The following is a 19,746-nucleotide window of genomic DNA, read 5'->3' as shown; positions in this document are numbered from 1 at the left end:
GCAATGTGAAAGGAACAATCAAGGAATATGGACATCTATGAAGCAATAGCCGCCAGAAGAACCATTCGTGAGTTTGAAGATATAGCGATAGAGGACGATACGCTGGAACGGATACTGGACGCGGGCCTGAAGGCACCCACCAACGACCACATGCGAAACTGGGAATTCGTAGTCATCAGCGATAAGAACGTGCGCGCACAGATGGTGGAGCTTATTCCTAAAACCGTGAGCAGGGAACAGATTGATGAGATTCTTGCTGCGTGGAATTTAAAAGACGAAGGCCAGCGCAGGATGTATTACGACGCGATCCCCAAGCAGTATGCCATGCTGTACAACGCGGGGGCGCTGGTGCTTCCCTTCTTTAAGCAGGAACACCCGTTGCTTGCGCCCAAGGCCATTAACGACCTTAACGGCTTTGCCTCGATGTGGTGCTGTATTGAGAATATCCTGCTGGCAGCCGCCTCCGAGGGCATCTTTGGTGTAACAAGGATACCGTTTTCGAATGAGCTTGAAAAGGTTCGCACTGTCATTGGCCACCCGCAAAACTATGTGCTGCCCTGTTATCTGGCACTGGGTTACCCCAAAAAGGGCGCTGTAATCAACGAGCAGTACCATTTTGCCGCAAAAGACAGAATCCGCAGAAACCATTGGTAAGCTAAAGGGACGCAACCGAAAAGCCATGGAAGTGCTTACTAAGCGGCTATTGACATGAACTATTTGATGTGATAAAATTGCGATAGTTCGACAACTATCGAATTGAGGTTGATTATGACCACAAATCAGTTGGCTAAAATCTATAAGGCATTATCGAACGAAAACAGGCTGGAGATTTTCCTTAGCATCTTAAATAGTGATGAAAAGAACTTCGAGCCGGGCTGCGACTGTACAATTACGAAAGTAATGCAGAAACTGTGCATCGGCGCCCCTACGATTTCTCATCACTTAAAAGAACTTAGCAATGCCGGATTAATCGAAACCCAAAAAGAGGGCAAGTACTTGGTGGCGCATGTAAATAAAGCACTTCTTGAAGAGTTGAAGGGTACCTTTGATTTTTAAGTTAGAAACGGAGAACGGCGTGCGGAGATGAAACCGTAACACCAGTTTTCCTTTTTTAATACTCAAACAATTCGATAGTTATAAAATTGTAAAAGGATGATGACAATGAAGAACGCTATATTCTATTTTAGCGGGACAGGGAACAGCTTGCAGGTTGCAACGGATATTGCAGAAAAAATAGGAGAATGTGAGGTGCTTAACCTTGCAAAATACAATACGAACAATGAGATTACTGCCGAAAGAGTCGGGCTTGTATTCCCTGTGTACTTCTGGGGTATCCCTAATATTATCGCGAGATTTTTAAGTGAAATCAAGCTTGCCGGTAATCCTTATCTATTTGCGGTTGTAACCTGCGGAAACACAGTAGGAGCCTCTTTGGTACAAGTCAATGAACTGTTGCGGGCCAAGAATTTTAAGCTTCATTCCGGCTTTATGATTAAAATGCCTGAGAATTATATTGTTAAGTATGATGCAGGCAGCAAGGAAAAACAGCAAAAACGGTTTGATGATGAAGCACTTCAGGTATCAGCCATCAGTAAAGTCGTACTGAACAAAATAGAACAGCCCCTCGCTAAGAGCAAGTACCTGATTGATACACTGTTCGGTAAACCGGTAAACCGCTCGGCGGCTAAAGACTTCCCCACGAATGACATTAATTTCAGGGTAAACGCTTTGTGTACGGGCTGCGGCAAATGCGAAAGAATTTGTAGTGTGGGTAATATTACAATGATTAATAATAAGCCTACATGGAATCATCACTGTGAATTATGCTTAGGATGCTTGCAAAACTGTCCGGTTGAGGCAATCAACTATGGGAACAAAACACAGAAGAGAACGCGCTATACCAATCCTCATGTGCAGCTTTAGTATTAACGAAAACCCCATAAAGCCAGTAGGTAAAGGCTTTATGGGGTGTTGCTTTATATTCGGTATATCGTCGCCTCATACGGGCGTAGCATTTCTAAAGGTTTTGTATAGTTACTCAGCACCGGCGTATAGGCTGACGCTTTTGCTTTGCGCTTCTGTGGCTGTTCGGTAAGGTTTATTTCGATATAAAACTCCGCACCGTCTAAAACGCGGCGGTAACAGAACAGCTCGCGGGGGGTGGGTTCTAGGGCAAACTCCCCGTAAACCAGCGCGGGGTTTTGGTGCCGCAGTGCAATCACCTGCTTGTAAAACGCAAATACCGACTGTGCATCCTGCTGCTCCGATTCCGCGTTAATGGCAGGGTAGGAGGCGTTGGGCCTAATCCACGGTTCTCCTGCGGTAAAGCCCGCGTTAGGCTCGCCACTCCACTGCATAGGGGTACGGGCGTGGTCGCGGCTGCCGCCGTTAATAATCGTGAGCGCCTCAGCCTCGCTTTTGCCCTTTTGCAGCAGCTCATGGTATAGATTAATGCTTTCAATATCGCGCAGCTCGTCAATCGAGCTAAAACTCGCGTTTACCATGCCCAGCTCCTGCCCCTGAAATACAAACGGTGTGCCCTTTAGGGTAAACTGTATTACCGCAAGCAGCTTGGCAATTACCTCGCGAAAGGCGGGGTCGGGGTTTATCTTTGACACCATACGCGGGTTATCGTGATTTTCAAAAAACAGGCTGTTCCAGCTGGCGTTGCCGTAGTGCTGCTGCCAGTCGCACAGAATCTCCTTTAAGCATCGCAGGTCATAGCGATAGAGGTCGAAACGAGCCTTGCCGGGGTTTTCAAGATGATCAAAGCTGAACACCATATCCAGCTCTTTGCGCCGCTCATCGGTGAGCAGCTTTGCCATCTCTATCCCTACGCCGGGGGTTTCGCCTACGGTCATTACATCGTAACGCGAGAAGGTGTTTTCGTGCATCTCCTGCAGGCAGCGGTGCAGATTAGGACCGTAAAAGTAGTGCTCTACGCCCGTAAAGCCCATCAGCTTGCCAACCGTTTCGTTGCCGTCGGGCAGCCCCTCGGCCTTAGAGATATAGTTGATAACGTCCAGGCGGAAGCCGTCGATACCCTTTTGCAGCCACCAGTTGATCATCTCATACACGCTGCTGCGCAGAGCGGGGTTATCCCAGTTTAAGTCCATCTGCTTTTTAGAAAACAAATGTAAAGCCCAAAAGCTTTGCTCCGGGTAGTGGTTCCACGCACTGCCGCTAAAAAACGAAGTCCAATTATTTGGGGGAGTTTTACCATCCTTTGCGGGCCGGAACAGGTAATAATCGCGGCAGGGGGAATCGGGGTTTTGGAGCGCCTCTTTAAACCACGCGTGTTCGTCGGAGGTGTGGTTGATTACCAAATCCATTATCAGCTTCATCCCACGGGCATGAACTCCGTCAAGCAGGCGGTTAAAGTCCTCCATGGTACCGAACTCTTTCATGATGGCTTTGTAATCGCGGATATCATAACCGTTATCGTCATTGGGGGAGTCGTAGATGGGTGAGAGCCACAGCACATCCACCCCAAGCTCCTTTAGGTAATCCAGCCGCTGTGTGATGCCGTTCAGGTCACCGATACCATCGCCGTTTGAATCCTGAAAGCTGCGGGGGTAGATCTGGTACACCACCGCCTCCTTCCACCAAGCCCTTTGTATCGGCCCGTCATACGGCTGCGGGGTATCGGGTACACTGTTAAACAGAGACGCCAGCAGATCCACAAATGAATCATCCACTAAGCCGCGCGAAAGCTTCGGCAGGCTTTTGAGCTTAATATTGCCCACAATCGGGTTTTCCACCAGCGCCATACTCTTGCCAGCCTGCATCAGCAGCTTGGCAATTACATCGTGTCCCACAGGGCTTTTCAGTACATCTTTTATCCGGCTCTCTCTTGAATAGACCATGGAATGTCGTGTCCTTCCTCTATTGTTACTACAACGTATTATACATTTACCTTTTCATTGGATTCGCCGCGGTTGATGCGCATAATCTTCTGCACATCCTCCTCCGAGAGCTTATAGAAGAACAGCATAATGATAATCATCACGCCAAAGCCCGCAGCGGGTAAAAGGGTTAGTATCTTCCAGATGCCGCCAAGCGCCTCGGGTGTTTGGGTGGGGCTTTGCTGTACATAACCAAAGAACACCAGCAGCTGCAGGCAGATGGTATTGCATATTGTGCCGCCCATCTTGGTTACGAGGGTTTGAACCGAAAAGGCAATTGCTTCGGTACGCTCGCCGGTTACATAGGCGCCGTATTCAATACAGTCGGCGGTAAACATACCGTAGATCAGCAGCGGGAACTGCATGCACAGCACCCGGATAGCCGTAATTACCAAGAAAAGCACAAAGTTGCCGTACCCCATAAAATACTGTACTATGCTCAGTACAATAGCGCCCAACGAGGTGTAGATAGTGAGGTTCTTTTTGCCGAACCGGCTGATGAGCATCGGCAAAAGAGGAGCTGCGAGCAACACCGGAATAACGCTCAGCCCCATTACAATGGTGAGCATACCCTCATTGCCAAGGTTGGAGTTGCAGAAGTACGGGGCGATTGGCTGCAGGGTGTTTACCATGCCGATGGCTAAATACCCTACATAGTAAATCAGCAGATATTTATTCTTCAGCAGATACTTAAAGATTTTTGAAAACGGAATATGCTCGCTTCGCTTATACTGTACACGTTCCTTTGCGGTAAACTGCAACGGGAACATTACAAGGAACGAGAAGATCATATAGATGGCGGCTGTCCATGTCCAGCCCACCTGTGTTTTCAGGCTCATAAACACTGCGCTCAGAATAGCCGCAAGAGCCGCGGCAAAACGCCCGTAGGAAATCAGCAGGTCACGCTCGTAAACCTTTGAGCTCATCACCGTACCCAGCGAGAAGAGCGGGGAATCAGAACAGGTATAAAGCATTCCCCACAAAATGTAGGTTATATAGGCAAATGCCAGCTTTATGCCTCCGTCCACCGAAGCGCCTAGGTTAAAGAATACAAAAACCATCGTAAGCGGAACGGTATATGTAACAAAACGCAGCCAGGGCAGGTATTTGCCGCTCTTAAAGTGGCTTTTATCCACGATGGCGCCCACAATCGGGTCGTTTATAATGTCCCAGATACGGGCAATCAGCAGCATCAGCGTGGTGGAAGCGAGCGATAGCCCCACTTCTTCGGTATAGAAATAGGAGAGAAACTGGAACTGAATAACATAGATAATGTTCTGGCCAAGAAAGAAGCCGCCGTAGGAGAGCCGTTCAAAGCGTGAGGTTTCATAGGTTTGTTTTGACATAGTCTGACCTTACCTTTCCTGCTTAACCAATTTCTAAGACGCTGTATCAAGTGCCATAAATGGAACAGATTTACCGCATTGGTGATAGATACTTTGCTGGATTGCTTACATTTATTGTATCACATTCACAAAATAACTACAATCATAACAGATATTTTTAATAAACTCAAAATTACCAGTTTATTTCTTAACAATCTCTATTGAAAATACAGATAAAAGTTGCTATCATAAGAACATTAGGTCAATTTGACTAAAAATTTAGTTAGTTTTTACTTTAAAACGCTAAATCGCTACAACGCTAAAACACGACAAGAGGCAAACAATGAACAATGTACGATTAGACCAAACCATAAAAGGCCTAGCCGAAATCGGTTTAGCCCAGATGGTGATCACCGATCCGGCAACGATCTACTACCTAACAGGAAGATGGATAGACCCGGGTGAGCGTCTGCTGGCCTTGTACATGAACAGTAACGGCCAAAACCGCATGCTGATTAACGAGCTGTTTACCGTTCCGGAGGAGCTTGGCGTTCAAAAGGTATGGTATAGCGATACCCAGAACGCGGTGGCGCTGCTTGCCGAATGTATTGAAAGGGATAAGCCGCTCGGTATTGACAAGAACATGCCGGCACGGTTCTTGCTAGGGCTGATGGAGCTTGAAGCGGCATCCGGTTACAAAAATGCCTCTGTTTGCGTCGACCGTGTGCGAGCCCGCAAGGATAAGAACGAGGCTGAGCTGATGCGCCGAGCCTCGCGGATGAACGATGTGGCAATCGGGATGGTTGCAGCGAAGGTACGGGAAGGGATTACCGAGGAGCAGCTTGCCGCTGAGGTAATTGCGGCTTACCGTTGCCTTGGGGCCGAAGGGGTATCGTTTGAACCGCTTATCGGCTTTGGGGCAAACGCAGCTATCGGCCACCACGCGCCAGACCAGACGGTGTTAAGGGAAGGCGACTGCGTGCTGATTGATATCGGCTGCAAAAAGGACGGTTACTGCGCCGATATGACGCGCACCTATTTTTACCGTTCTGTACCCGAAAAACTGCGTGAGGTTTATGGGCTTGTTCAGCAAGCCAACGCTGCGGCACGCGCAATCATCAAGCCGGGTGTGCGTTTTTGCGATATAGACGCGGCCGCGCGTAATATTATAGCCGAAGCGGGGTATGGAAGCTTTTTTACCCACCGGCTGGGGCATTCCATCGGCATTGAGGTGCATGAATACGGCGATGTTTCGTCGGTGAATGAGAACCCGGTGGAAGAGGGTATGGTGTTCTCTATCGAGCCAGGTATCTATCTGCCTGATATTGGCGGCGTGCGTATCGAAGACCTTGTGCTGGTTACCGCCAACGGCTGCGAAACCCTTAACTGCATTTCGCGTGACCTTAATATACTATGATGATTACGCCTATAAAGCAGTCTATTATGGCAAAGCAGCGTCATTTTTATGCAATTTAACGATTGCTTAAAAATTGCTGATGTGGTATTCTAATACCCATTACAAGCAAGGACGCTTGCCTTTTGGGTGAGTGCCTTTTTTTATGCCGGTAGACAGGCTTTCCAATAAAAAAAAGGGAGTACTGGAACTATGATTAAGTACATAGGTAAACGTGTGATTCTGGCTGCATTCACCATTTTTTTGGTTGCAACCATCACATTCTTTTTGATGAACCTGGTGCCCGGCGGTCCGTTCATTTCCGAAAAGTCTATTAGTGCGCAGGCACAGGCGGCCCTCAAAGCGAAGTATGGTTTGGATCAGCCGCTGATTGTTCAGTATAAGAACTATATGGTTAACGCCGTTCAAGGTGACTTTGGCCTTAGCCTCAAGCAGCGTGGCCGCACCGTAGCTGAAATCATCTCCAGCAAATTTCCTGTTTCGGCTAAGCTGGGCGGGTTATCCGTTCTGCTGGCGTTGTTGATTGGGATTCCTTTGGGCAGCATTGCCGCAATGAACCGCGGTAAGTGGATTGACCAGGTTATTATTGTTATCGCTACCTGCGGCATTGCGTTCCCCAGCTTTGTTATCTGTACTGTCGGGTTATATCTTTTCGGTGTGTATCTGGGATGGTTGCCGACCATGGGGCTTACCACGCCGATTCACTACATTCTTCCAGTTTTTGCGCTCTCCTTTTACCCCATGGCCTATATCACTCGCCTGATGCGTTCCTCCATGCTGGATGTAATCGGTCAGGATTATATGCGTACGGCCAGAGCCAAGGGGCTGTCGCAGTTTGTGAGCCTGTTTAAACATGCTCTGCGCAACGCGATTCTGCCTGTTGTTACCTATGTAGGCCCTATGCTGGCCTATACCCTGACCGGCAGCCTGATTGTTGAAAAGATCTTTGTCATACCGGGCTTGGGCGGACAGTTTGTAAGCTCTATTATAAATCGCGACTATACCGTTATTATGGGCACAACCATTTTCCTGGCGACGCTCATTATTGTGATGAATACGCTGGTGGATATTGCCTATAAGCTTATTGACCCGCGTATCCAGTTAAATTGAGGAGGACAGGAAGATGAGTGAAAAAAATCCTATCAGTTTTCAACTGACTGTCGACGATTTTCTGCCCGCTTCCGATGCGGAAAAGCAGAATCTGGTGCAGATGCGCCCGAGCGTGGGCTTTTGGAAGGATGCCATGCGCCGTCTCTTAAAAAACAAAGTGGCAATGGTAAGCCTTGTGGTTATCTTGGTTATTATGGTGTTTTCCTTTCTTATACCTGGAATATATCCCTATAAATACGAGCAGCAGATCCAAGGGTCTGAGTTCCTTCAGCCTATGGTTTATTCCCCTCAGGAGCAGGCCCGCATTGATGCCGGAGAGAAGGTATTCCCCCACATTCTGGGAACCGACAATATGGGCCGTGATTATGCCATCCGTGTAATGATGGGCAGCCGGATATCCCTGCTGGTTGGCCTGATTGCTTCGGCTATCATACTGGTGATCGGTTCTGTCTTCGGCTCGGTGGCCGGTTTCTTCGGCGGCTGGCTGGATCTTATTATGATGCGTATTGTGGATATCATCTACACGGTGCCTGATATTCTGCTGATAGTGTTGATCTCCTTTTCCATCAAGAAGCCCCTTGAGAATTTGGCTGAAACGCAGGGGTTTCAATGGCTTCAGATACTAGGCCCCAACCTTATCAGCATCTTCCTTGTGTTTGCCCTGCTGTACTGGGTGGGGATGGCGCGTATTGTCCGCAGCCAGGTGCTCACGCTCAAGCAGAACGAATACGTTACTGCCGCCAGAGCGCTGGGCGCTTCCAACGGTCGTATTATACGCAAGCACCTGCTCACCAACTGCATCGGTACATTAATTGTCACCACCACCCTGCAGATTCCTTCCGCTATCTTTACCGAAAGCTTTTTAAGCTTTCTTGGCTTAGGTGTTGCTGTTCCGTTGCCGTCACTGGGTTCACTGGCCAGCGACGGTCTTAATGGCCTGAATACCTACCCTTACCTGCTGCTTGCGCCGGCTTTGCTTATTTGTTTAATCATTCTCAGTTTTAACCTGTTCGGCGACGGTTTGCGGGATGCGTTTGATCCCAAGATGAAGAGCTGAGAAAGGAGATAGCACAATGAACGAGTATTTAGTTGATGTTCGCAATGAGCGGCTCTCCTTTTTCACCCCCGCCGGCGAGGTTAAGGCGCTCAACGATGTTTCACTGTTTGTACGCCAAGGAGAGGTTCTGGGTATTGTTGGCGAGAGCGGCTCCGGCAAATCGGTTACCGCATACAGCCTTATGGGGCTAACAGCGCACCCGGGCCGTTTAGTCGGCGGCGACCTCTATTTCAACGGTCACCATATCAACGAGATGAAGGAGCGGGATATGCGAAAGATGAGGGGCAATGAGGTCTCTATCATCTTTCAAGACCCGATGACCAGCTTAAACCCGGTTTACACCATTGGCAATCAGATTGTGGAGGTTATTCTGCTGCACACCGATAAGAACAGGCAGCAGGCTCACGAACGTGCGCGCGAGCTTCTGCAGCTGGTGGGCATCAACGAGCCGGATAAGCGCTTAAAACAATACCCGCATGAGCTTTCCGGCGGTATGCGCCAGCGTGTAATGATTGCCATTGCCCTCGCTTGCGAGCCCAAGCTGCTGCTCGCCGACGAGCCTACCACCGCGCTAGACGTAACCATTCAGGCGCAGATTTTGGAACTGATGATGGATTTAAAGAAGAAGCTGGGTATGTCCATTATCATCATCACTCATGATTTGGGTGTTGTGGCCGGCATGTGCGACCGTATTGCCGTTATGTACGCGGGAAAGGTTGTGGAGTGCGGTACCACAGACGAGATATTCTATCATCCGTCCCATGAGTATACCAAGGGCTTACTTCAGAGTATCCCGAACTTAAACGAACGTGAGCATAAACGCTTGGTGCCCATTGAGGGTATGCCGGTGGACATGCTCAACCCCCCGAAGGGTTGTCCCTTTGCGCCGCGCTGCGGCTCCTGCATGAAGATCTGCCTTAAACAGATGCCTGACTACACGCAGCTGAGTGACACTCATTACAGTGCATGCTGGCTTCTTGACAAGGCGAAATTTGAAAGTCAGGGGGATGTACAGGCATGATGGAGGACAAGAAATTAATTGAAGTACAGCACTTAAAACAATATTTCCCCGTAAACGGCGAAAAGCTTTTTGAAAAAAAGGTTGTAAAGGCTGTAGATGATGTATCCTTTTATATAAACAAAGGCGAAACACTGGGCCTTGTGGGCGAGTCCGGCTGCGGCAAGACCACTGCCGGCCGTACGCTACTACGCCTCTATGAGCCCACCGGCGGTAAAATCATCTATGACGGAACAGACATCACCCATGTGAATATGCTGCCTTACCGCCGTAAGATGCAGATTGTATTTCAGGACCCTTACGCCAGCCTTGACCCTCGTATGACAGTAGGTGACATTGTGGGGGAGGCTATTGACATCCACCATCTGGCGGCCAATAAAAACGAGCGGCGTGACCGCATCGTAGAGCTGCTGAGTCTGGTAGGGCTTAACACTGAGCACGCGAACCGATACCCCCATGAGTTCTCCGGAGGTCAGCGCCAGCGTGTGGGTATTGCTCGTGCTCTGGCCGTAAACCCGGAGTTCATTGTCTGCGACGAGCCCATCTCTGCCTTGGATGTATCCATTCAGGCGCAGGTGGTAAATATGTTCGAGGAGCTTCAGGAGCGTATGGGGCTTACCTATCTGTTTATCGCCCACAACCTGAGCGTGGTTAAGCATATCTCAAACCGTATCGGCGTAATGTATCTTGGAAAGCTGGTAGAGCTGGCCGACAGCTATGAACTGACCTTTAACAGCGTACACCCGTATACCCGAAGCTTGATTTCTGCGATCCCTGTTGCAGACCCCGAAACCTCCCGCAATACCCAGCGCATCGTACTGGAGGGAGATGTACCAAGCCCAGTGAATCCGCCATCCGGCTGCCGCTTCCGCACCCGCTGCCCCTACGCGGACGAGCGTTGTGCCGCTGAAGAGCCAAAGTTTAAAGAGATTTCTTCCGGTCATTTCGCGGCCTGCCACCATCTGGACAGGGTGAAATAACAGATATTAGTGAAACTGTCACCGTGTTCCCGAGGTTAACAGCCAAACCTATCGGCTTAACCGGCAGGAAATGCGTTAAACATGTTACAACTCATTGTGCAACCCCGCACGATGAATGTAAATATATTACAATCAGAGGAGGAACAACTGATGAAAAGAAAAATCGCATTTTTGTTATCACTCACTATGATCTTCGCATTAGTTCTTACCGCTTGTGGCAGTAACGCCACACCCAGCGCTAGCAGCGCCGCCACCGGCGCAAGCAGTGCCGCTCCCAGTGTGAGCAACACCGCTGCCGGCAAGCAGCTGGTTGCCCAGCTCGGCCCAAACCCCGAGACCATTGACCCCGCCTTAAACAGCTCGGTAGACGGCGGCAACATGCTGCTGTTTGCCTATGACTGCCTGCTGGGCATCGACAAGGGTGAGAAAATTATCCCCGGTGCCGCTGAAAAGTGGGAAACCAGCGCAGACGGCCTGACCTGGACCTTCCACCTGCGCAAGGGCCTTAAGTGGTCTGACGGCTCCCCCTTAACTGCAAAGGATTTTGTTTACAGCTGGAAGCGTGTAGCTGACCCCAAAACCGCCGCTCCCTACGGTGAGACCGTACTGGGTATGGTAAAGGGCTTTGCAGAGGCTGCGGGCGGTAACCCCGATGCACTCGCTGTTTCTGCACCCGACGACTCCACCTTCGTGGTTGTGCTGGATCACCCCTGCAGCTACTTCGACAAGCTCGCTGCCTTCCAGACACTCAGCCCCGTAAACCAGGCCACCATCGAGAAGAACGGCGATGCCTGGGCTACCAAGCCTGAAACCTACATCTGCAACGGCCCCTTCTACATCAAGGAATGGGTTCCCAGCTCCTACATCCTGTTTGCAAAGAACCCCAACTACTGGGATGCAGCCTCCATTAAGCTTGATTCCATCAAGCTGCTGCTCATTGAAGATTCCAACGCAGCCTACGCAGCCTATAAGACCGGCGAGGCTATGATGATTAAGTATGTTCCCGCCGCTGAGATTCCTTCGCTGAAGGGCAACCCCGAATTCCATGTTGATCCTTCCCTGAGCGTTTCCTATATCAGCCTAAACGATACCCTTAAGCAGTTCTCCGATCCGAGGGTTCGTCAGGCGCTGAGCTTGGCCATTGACCGTAAGTATCTGGCTGAAACCCTGCTCAACGGTATTCATACGCCCGCTACCGGTATCGTTTGCACCGGTATCACCGACTGGGACGGCAGCAGCTTCCCCGCCAATGCAAACGGCGGCAAGGGCTACATCGATTCCAGCGACCCCGCAGCGAATCTGGAGCAGGCCAAGAAGCTGCTTGCAGAGGCCGGCTATCCCGATGGCAAGAACTTCCCCGCTATCACCTACTCCACCAATGACGCCGGATATAACAAGACTGTTGCCGAGTACCTCCAGCAGGCATGGCAGAAGCTTGGTATTACTGTGAAGGTTGACATTGTTGAGTGGGCAACCTTTACCCCCCTGCGCCGCGCCGGCGACTATATTTCCAGCCGTAACGGATGGGGCTTCGACTACAACGACCCCTCCAATATTTTGGATCTGTTCATGACCACTAACGGCAACAACGACGGTAAGTATACTAGCGCCGATTACGACGCCATGATGAAGAAGGCCGCCGCAGAAACTGACCCCAAGACCCGCTTTGGCTACCTGCATCAGGCCGAGGATATCCTGATGAAGGATATGGGCTGCATCCCCTTAACCAACAAAGAGGAATTCTATCTGCAGAGCCCGAAGATCACCGGTTCCTGGTACTCTCCGCGCAGCTACTGGTACTTCCAGTATGCAGATGTTACTGAGTAATAACCCCCATATACCAATCAAAAAGGCCGCTGCGCAGCGGCCTTTTTGGTTTACTAAGGCACAAGACGCCTAAGCAATAAAGGTAAAGGCATTGCACCTTATACTTATATCAAATAAAAGAAATGAATCAAAACCTTTCAAATATGGGTTTTGACGCAGACTATTCAATACTATTTTCAGAGATTAGTATTACCTGAAGCTTTTTTTAACGCTTCAGGCTGTACACATAATATATTGATAACAAGGCGCCGGTTGCTCAATTATGGTAACCGGCGCCTTATCGAACGCACTACAGATGTAATCGAAATTGTGTTGTATACATTCACAAAATACCATAACCACAACAGACATATTTAATAAATTCGGTAATCGGCGGTTATTTTATTAACAACCACTCTTGAAAATAAGCATAAAAGTTGCTATCATAAGAGCACCAAGTTAAAACTATACAAATTTAAAGGGCTTTTACTTTAAACCTTTACTGCTTTAAACCAAGAAACGACTTCCGCACAACGAGATCGTTGTGAGTTTTACATATCCAATAAAGTTTAATGAGATCATCTCCGATCTGTTGCCTAAGGGAATAAATTCTCTTGAATAGATGAGATGAAACGCTTTACACAAATTGATTTCGTGCGAACAGGCGTCATTTTTATGCAATTTCACAATTGCGTAATAGCTTATTATGTGGTATTCTAATACCCATTACAAGCAAGGACGCTTGCCATCTTATGGCTAGCGTCCTTTTTTATTTCAAAATAATATATGAAGTGAGGAAAAACAATGAACACGGTAAAGAAAGTTCTTGCTGTTGTGCTTGCCGCTGCACTTTTGTGCCTAACCTTAACGGCTTGCGCACAGGGCGCATCCAACGACCCCAAGGATACCCTCATCTTTGCACAGGGTGCAGACCCCCGCGGCCTTGACCCCGCACTCGTAGATGACGGCGAATCTTCCAAGGTTATCGTTAACATCTACGAAGGCCTCATTAAGTATGCCAAGGATTCCACTAAGCTGGAGCCCTGCCTTGCAGAATCCTGGACAGTAAGCGACGATGGCCTGACCTACACCTTCAAGCTCCGTCAGGGCGTTAAGTTCCAGGACGGCACCGATTTTAACGCTGATGCTGTAAAGTTCAACATTGAGCGCCAGATGAAGGGTAATGCTACCGAGGATATGCCTTACGCTGATTTCGTGTACGGCTATGTTACCAAGGTTGAGGCGAAGGATGCCAACACTGTGGTAATTACCTTAAAGGATAAGTGTACCCCCTTCTTATACAACCTTGCAATGAGCATGGCTGCGCCTATGGTTAGCCCCGAAGCGCTCAAGAAGAATAATAACAACGTAAACGAGGCTCCTGTTGGCACCGGCCCCTACAAGTTTGTTCGCTGGGACAAAGAACAGTCTATTGTTCTTACCAGAAACGATAACTACTGGGGCGAGAAGGCCAAGACCAAGAACGTAATCTTCCGTATTATCAAGGATAACTCTGCCAGAGTGGTAGCACTCAATAACGGCGAGGTTGATATGATCGACGGAATCGATGCCACCGTAGTGGACGAGATTACCAAGGCAGGCAATACAGTTGACCAGCCCGACGGTATGAACATCAACTACATGGCTTATAATACCCAGTCTTCTATCTGCGGCAAGCCCGAGGTTCGCAAGGCCCTTTCTCAGGCTATCAATGTTCCTGAGCTGGTAAAGAGCCTCTATCAGGGCTATGCTACCCCCGCAGACACCATCCTGCCCAGCTTCGTTCCCGGCTTCTCCAAAGACATTAAGCAGGTTGCTTATGATGAAGCTGCTTCCAAGGCTGCGCTTGCTCAGGCCGGCGTAACCACTGTTCATGTGATTACATACTCCAACCCCAGACCGTACAACCCCGCTACCGGTAAGGCTCTTGCCGAGGCAGTTCAGGGTTACCTTTCCAAGGTTGGCGTAACCTGCAACATCGAAGTATTTGACTGGACCACCTACAAGCAAAAGGTTAAGGCCGGCGACTTTGATATCTGCTTCTACGGCTGGACCGGTGATAACGGCGACCCCGATAACTTCATGTCGCTGCTCTCTGATAAGGATCCCTCCATGAACGTTTCCCGTTACGACAACGCTGCATACCTTGACCTTATTGCCAAGGGCAAGGCTGCTGCCGAAGGCGCTGACCGTGATGCCATCTATGCGCAGCTTGAGCAGAATCAGGTAGACAACAGCGTATGGCTGCCGATCTCTCACTCCAAGCTACTTTCCGCTTACAGGCCGGTTGTTCAGGGCTACTACTACCATGTAACCGGCAACATATTCCTCTCCGGCATGTCTAAAACGAAATAACAATGAAGCAATAGAAGCCGACAGCCGAAAGCCGGGACACAATTCTCGGCTTTCGGCCTAAGCTTTGTTTTCCGGTGTTTGATATTTGATTTTGAGACAAAATCAAATATAAGCAGGCAAAGTTCATGTTATGCTTTGCATATGCCGGAAGCTCCGGCACATGCAAAACTTGATATGTTCAAAATCCATCGAAAGGTTTGTTGCAGATGCTAAAATATATCATTAAGCGCTTGCTGATGCTGATACCGGTACTCATCGGTGTTTCAATTATTGTGTTTGTCATTATGCGCGTGTTCTCGCCAGACCCGGCGCCCATCGTGCTGGGCCAGCATGCTACACAGGATAAGATTGATGCGTGGCGTGTGGCCAACGGCCTGAACGACCCCCTCTATATCCAGTACCTCAACTTTATCAAGGGTATCTTTACGGGGGATTTAGGTACCTCCTATTACACCAAAACACCGGTGCTAAAAGAGATTCTCAGCCGTTTCCCCGCAACCATTGAGCTTGCCATCGCGGCGATCATCCTTGCCTCGGTTTTTGGCATTATCATCGGCACCATCTCGGCGGTAAAGAAGAACACGATTTTTGACAGCGCCGGTATGGTTACCGCACTCATTGGTGTATCGATGCCAATCTTCTGGCTGGGTATTATTTTGATTATTATCTTTTCGGGAACCTTACACATTCTGCCCTCGGGCAGCAGAGGCGACCCGTTGATGCAGCCCATGAAGGTAACGGGCTTCTTTTTGCTCGACGGTATTTTGACCGGCAATATTCAGTCGATAGGCGATACGCTTGCCCACCTGATACTGCCTGCCAGTGCGCTTGGCATGTACTCTATGGCGATTATTGCGCGTATGACACGTTCCAGCATGCTTGAAACGCTGGGGCAGGATTATATCCGCACTGCCCGTGCCAAGGGTGTGAGCGAGGGCAAGGTTATCAGAAAGCATGCGCTTCGCAACGGCTTGATTCCGATTGTTACGGTAATCGGCTTGCAGCTAGGCTCACTGCTGGGCGGCGCGGTGCTTACCGAAACGGTATTCTCATGGCCGGGCATCGGCTCCTACACGGTTGACTGTATCTTGAAATCAGATTTTCCCGTGGTGCAGGGCGTGGTAATGCTCGTAGCCATCACCTTTGTACTAATCAATCTTGTGGTGGATATTATCTACGCGATGGTTGACCCGCGTATCAAGTATTCCAAGAAGGAGGCTTAACCGATATGCAAAATGAACTGGATGCCGTTGTTAATGAACAAGCCTCCGAGGTGGTATTGGAAAAGCCCGAATCTCAGCTCAAGGAGATGTGGTTCTCGCTAATCGCCAACAAGGGCGCTGTGGCGGGCCTTGTCATCATTCTTCTGCTTACCTTGGTTGCGGTGTTTGGACGCTTTATTATGCCGTACGACCCGAACTACTCCGATATGACCATCAGCTTTCAGTCCCCGAGTGCCGCGCACTGGTTCGGCACCGACCAATTGGGACGAGATATCTTCTCCAGAATCATCGACGGTACGCATATCTCCCTCACTGTTGGTATCTCTGCGGTTGCGCTTTCGCTTACCATCGGTACTATACTGGGTGCCATTGCGGGCTACCGCGGCGGCAAAATCGACACCGTAATCATGCGTATCATGGACATGATGCTTGCCATCCCCTCCATCCTGCTTGCTATCGCCTTTATGGCGGCACTGGGCAAGGGTATTGATAAGGCGGTTATCGCCATCGGCCTTGTATGCATTCCGGAATATGCACGTATCGTACGCGGGTGCATCCTTTCGGTAAAGGAAAACGACTATGTGCAGGCAGCACGGGTAGTGGGCAACAAGGATTTCCGCATTGTGTTTAAGCATATTTTGCCAAACGTTCTTTCCTCTATCGTGGTAAGAGCTACCCTGGGTATCTCCTCCGCGGTGCTGGATACCGCAGCATTAGGCTTCTTAGGCCTTGGCGTACAGCCCCCCTTCGCCGAGTGGGGTGATATGCTCGGGCGTGCGCGCGGGTTTATCTTCTCGGCCCCTTACACCCTGATATTCCCCGGTATCGCCATCACCATTACGGTGCTTGCGTTTAACCTGCTGGGCGACGGCTTGCGTGATGCGCTTGACCCCAAGTCCAGAAAAATTTAGGGGGAAGTAGTTTGAAAGATAGATCTTTCAAACTTAGGTTTTGCACTTTTAGGTATATAACCTAAATTTCGGCTACGCCGAAACCGCGCAATTCCCCGGCAGTTGAAGAAAGGAATCATCAATATGCTGCTTGAAGTTAAGAACTTAAAAACTGAATTTAAGCTTAAAAAAGGCGTGGTAAACGCCGTAGATGATATCAGCTTTTCGGTTGATAAGGGTGAGATTTTAGCCATTGTGGGAGAATCCGGCTCCGGCAAGAGCGTTACCTCGCTTTCGATTATGGGGCTGATTGCCGAACCTGGAAAGGTAGCGGGCGGTGAGATTCTCTTTAAGGGAACCGACCTTACCAAGCTGCCCGTAAGCGAGCTGCAAAAGATTCGCGGCGACCAGATTTCGATGATCTTTCAGGAGCCGATGACTTCCTTAAACCCCGTATACCGCGTGAAGGATCAGATAATGGAGAGCATTATGACCCACATGAAGCTCTCGAAAGAAGAGGCTCTCAAGCGCACGGTGGAAATGCTTGATTTGGTAGGCATTCCTTCCCCCGAAAAGCGAGCAGGCGACTACCCGCACCAGATGAGCGGCGGTATGCGCCAGAGGGTGATGATCGCTATGGCGCTGGCCTGCCACCCCGAGCTGCTGATTGCCGACGAACCGACCACAGCACTTGATGTTACCATACAGGCGCAGATACTCGAGCTGTTATACAGTCTGCGCGAGAAACTTGGAATGGCGGTGCTGCTGATTACGCATGACCTTGGCGTGGTGGCCGAAGCGGCAGACCGGGTGATTGTAATGTACTGCGGCAAGATTGTGGAAGAGGCAGACGTAAAAACGCTGTTCACCGACCCGAAGCACCCCTATACGGTGGGGTTGCTGGAGTCGATTCCCAAGATGGACGATGAGCGCGAGCGCCTTTATATGATTAAGGGCATGGTGCCCAACCCGCTGAAGATGCCCAAGGGCTGCTCGTTCTCCGACCGCTGCGAAAAGTGCATGGAGAAATGCAAGGAACATATACCCGCCCTTATCGAGGTAAACGGTGCTAAGGTAAGGTGCTTCTTATACAGTGATGCAGAGGAGGGTAAAGTTTGAAAGTTAAATCTTTCAAACTTCCGAATTGCTGTCGGAGCATTACTGCTCCTGCGGCATAGCCGCACCGCAATTTTAGATAGTGAATGACGTTTTGTGCCTTTCAGGCGCAAGCGCCTGAAAGGAATGATCCAATCATGAGTGAACCACTGGTTCAAATAAAGGGCCTAAAGAAATACTTCACCATGGAAACAGACCTGCTTGGCCGCCCTACCGCAGTGCTGAAGGCGGTGGACGATGTTTCGTTTGATATCTATAAGGGCGAGGCCTTTGGGCTTGTTGGCGAATCGGGCTGCGGAAAAACTACCATAGGCAAGATGCTTGTAAACCTTTATACGCCTACGTCCGGCAGCATCCTTTTTAACGGCACCGACCTTACCAAGCTAAGCGATACCAAACGCCGTGAATACTGCCGGGACATCCAGCTGATCTTTCAAGACCCATATGCGTCGCTCAACCCGCGTATGACCATCGGCGATATCATCGCGGAACCTATCCGTATTAACAAGCTGATGCCGTCCAATGAGGTGGAGGGCAGGGTAAACTACCTGTTAAACTGTGTAGGCCTTGCAAACCACCACCGCAATCGCTACCCGCACGAATTCTCTGGCGGCCAGCGCCAGCGCGTGGGAATAGCGCGCGCTCTTGCCGTACAACCCAAGCTGATTGTATGCGACGAGCCGGTTTCGGCGCTGGACGTATCCATTCAGGCACAGGTGCTCAACCTTCTGGATGACCTGAAGGAGGAGTTCGGCTTAACCTACCTGTTCATTGCGCACGGCCTGAATGTGGTGAAGCACATCAGTGACCGCGTAGGCGTAATGTACCTCGGCAAGCTCATGGAGATTGCCGATAAAAAAGAGCTGTACCAGAACCCCTTAAACCCCTATACGCAGGCGCTGCTTTCGGCAATTCCGGTTACCGATGTTACCCATAAGAAGGAGCGCATCATCCTAAAAGGCGATGTGCCCAGCCCCATCAACCCGGGCCAGGGCTGCCGCTTTGCCTCCCGCTGCTTTAAGGAGTTTGAAGGCTGCGACAAGATCTGCCCCGAGCTTAGCGACGTGGGCGGCGGCCATTGCGTGGCCTGCAGGCTCTACGATAAAGGGCAGATCAAGAAAGACGCATAATAACACTCTTTTATATATTTACCGAACAGGCACCATCGATAAAATATTACCCTCCGCTTAAACCTAAAAGCGGAGGGTTTCTGTTGTAGCTTCAGCGCAAAAAACCACCAGCTCTGCTGGTGGAATTAGAACGCTTATAGCGAAAAGAGGTCCTCCAGTGATAGAATGATGAAGGTTCACCAACCGCATCAAAAAACAAAGGAGGACATGTCAATGGATGACATAAATAGTTTAACACATTCGAAATGGAGATGTAAATATCATATAGTATTTGCACCGAAGTATAGACGACAAGAAATATATGGACAAATCAAGGTGGATATAGGGCAGATACTTAGGAAATTATGCGAACAAAAAGGGGTGGAAATAATAGAGGCACAGGCATGCCGCGACCATATACACATGATGGTAAGCATA

Annotated in this window: 17 protein-coding genes; 15 read left to right on the top strand and 2 right to left on the bottom strand. The window is 49.6% G+C overall.

Going from position 1 to position 19,746, the window contains the following annotated elements; translation table 11 throughout:
- Positions 1-27: 27 nt before the first annotated feature.
- The 3 genes from BLR50_RS08875 (at position 28) to BLR50_RS08865 (ending at position 1,923) form a co-directional block, all read left to right on the top strand.
- Positions 28-654, top strand: coding sequence for a nitroreductase family protein (locus tag BLR50_RS08875; protein WP_092640838.1), 627 nt, complete (start codon positions 28-30; stop codon positions 652-654).
- A gap of 114 nt (positions 655-768) precedes the next feature.
- The gene (locus BLR50_RS08870; protein ID WP_092640835.1) at positions 769-1,056 is read left to right on the top strand and encodes an ArsR/SmtB family transcription factor; all 288 of its coding nucleotides are present in this window, start codon (positions 769-771) and stop codon (positions 1,054-1,056) included.
- A gap of 105 nt (positions 1,057-1,161) precedes the next feature.
- Complete coding sequence (locus BLR50_RS08865; RefSeq protein ID WP_092640832.1) at positions 1,162-1,923, top strand: EFR1 family ferrodoxin; 762 nt, start codon at positions 1,162-1,164, stop codon at positions 1,921-1,923.
- Between the two features lie 53 nt (positions 1,924-1,976).
- Here the strand turns inward: BLR50_RS08865 and BLR50_RS08860 are convergent, their stop codons facing one another.
- Entirely contained in the window at positions 1,977-3,866 is a 1,890-nt protein-coding gene (locus BLR50_RS08860; RefSeq protein ID WP_092640830.1) for an alpha-glucosidase, read from the bottom strand.
- 38 nt (positions 3,867-3,904) lie between these two features.
- Complete coding sequence (locus tag BLR50_RS08855; protein WP_092640827.1) at positions 3,905-5,251, bottom strand: MFS transporter; 1,347 nt, start codon at positions 5,249-5,251, stop codon at positions 3,905-3,907.
- Between the two features lie 322 nt (positions 5,252-5,573).
- On the opposite strand from BLR50_RS08855, the gene BLR50_RS08850 reads away from it, so the two are divergent.
- The 12 genes from BLR50_RS08850 to tnpA form a co-directional block, all read left to right on the top strand.
- The gene (locus BLR50_RS08850; RefSeq protein WP_092640824.1) at positions 5,574-6,647 is read left to right on the top strand and encodes a M24 family metallopeptidase; all 1,074 of its coding nucleotides are present in this window, start codon (positions 5,574-5,576) and stop codon (positions 6,645-6,647) included.
- A 189-nt stretch (positions 6,648-6,836) separates the two neighbouring features.
- Positions 6,837-7,754, top strand: coding sequence for an ABC transporter permease (locus tag BLR50_RS08845; RefSeq protein WP_092640821.1), 918 nt, complete (start codon positions 6,837-6,839; stop codon positions 7,752-7,754).
- A 13-nt stretch (positions 7,755-7,767) separates the two neighbouring features.
- Positions 7,768-8,811 carry an ABC transporter permease gene (locus BLR50_RS08840; RefSeq protein WP_092640818.1) on the top strand — a complete coding sequence of 348 codons (1,044 nt, stop codon included), beginning with the start codon at positions 7,768-7,770 and terminating at the stop codon, positions 8,809-8,811.
- Between the two features lie 16 nt (positions 8,812-8,827).
- Positions 8,828-9,832 carry an ABC transporter ATP-binding protein gene (locus BLR50_RS08835; RefSeq protein WP_092640815.1) on the top strand — a complete coding sequence of 335 codons (1,005 nt, stop codon included), beginning with the start codon at positions 8,828-8,830 and terminating at the stop codon, positions 9,830-9,832.
- Positions 9,829-10,809, top strand: a complete 981-nt coding sequence (locus tag BLR50_RS08830; RefSeq protein WP_092640812.1) for an ABC transporter ATP-binding protein — start codon at positions 9,829-9,831, stop codon at positions 10,807-10,809. Before BLR50_RS08835 ends, BLR50_RS08830 begins: the two co-directional genes overlap by 4 nt.
- A gap of 150 nt (positions 10,810-10,959) precedes the next feature.
- The gene (locus BLR50_RS08825; RefSeq protein WP_092640809.1) at positions 10,960-12,636 is read left to right on the top strand and encodes a peptide ABC transporter substrate-binding protein; all 1,677 of its coding nucleotides are present in this window, start codon (positions 10,960-10,962) and stop codon (positions 12,634-12,636) included.
- A 783-nt stretch (positions 12,637-13,419) separates the two neighbouring features.
- Positions 13,420-14,970, top strand: a complete 1,551-nt coding sequence (locus BLR50_RS08820; RefSeq protein ID WP_092640806.1) for an ABC transporter substrate-binding protein — start codon at positions 13,420-13,422, stop codon at positions 14,968-14,970.
- A 206-nt stretch (positions 14,971-15,176) separates the two neighbouring features.
- Entirely contained in the window at positions 15,177-16,193 is a 1,017-nt protein-coding gene (locus BLR50_RS08815) for an ABC transporter permease (RefSeq protein WP_092640803.1), read from the top strand.
- A 5-nt stretch (positions 16,194-16,198) separates the two neighbouring features.
- Complete coding sequence (locus BLR50_RS08810) at positions 16,199-17,104, top strand: ABC transporter permease (RefSeq protein WP_092640800.1); 906 nt, start codon at positions 16,199-16,201, stop codon at positions 17,102-17,104.
- A 123-nt stretch (positions 17,105-17,227) separates the two neighbouring features.
- Positions 17,228-18,202 (top strand): ABC transporter ATP-binding protein, encoded by a 975-nt coding sequence (locus BLR50_RS08805; RefSeq protein WP_092640797.1) that lies wholly within the window; start codon positions 17,228-17,230, stop codon positions 18,200-18,202.
- A gap of 134 nt (positions 18,203-18,336) precedes the next feature.
- Positions 18,337-19,329, top strand: coding sequence for an ABC transporter ATP-binding protein (locus tag BLR50_RS08800; RefSeq protein ID WP_092640794.1), 993 nt, complete (start codon positions 18,337-18,339; stop codon positions 19,327-19,329).
- A 213-nt stretch (positions 19,330-19,542) separates the two neighbouring features.
- The coding region (gene tnpA, locus BLR50_RS08795) for an IS200/IS605 family transposase (RefSeq protein WP_143008078.1) at positions 19,543-19,746 on the top strand (204 nt) is incomplete at its 3' end.

The sequence above is a fragment of the Acetanaerobacterium elongatum genome, assembly GCF_900103835.1.
In the GTDB taxonomy this organism is placed as follows: domain Bacteria; phylum Bacillota; class Clostridia; order Oscillospirales; family Ruminococcaceae; genus Acetanaerobacterium; species Acetanaerobacterium elongatum.
The sequence above is the reverse complement of the archived record's forward strand: the minus strand, read 5'-3'. Positions and strand labels throughout refer to the sequence as shown.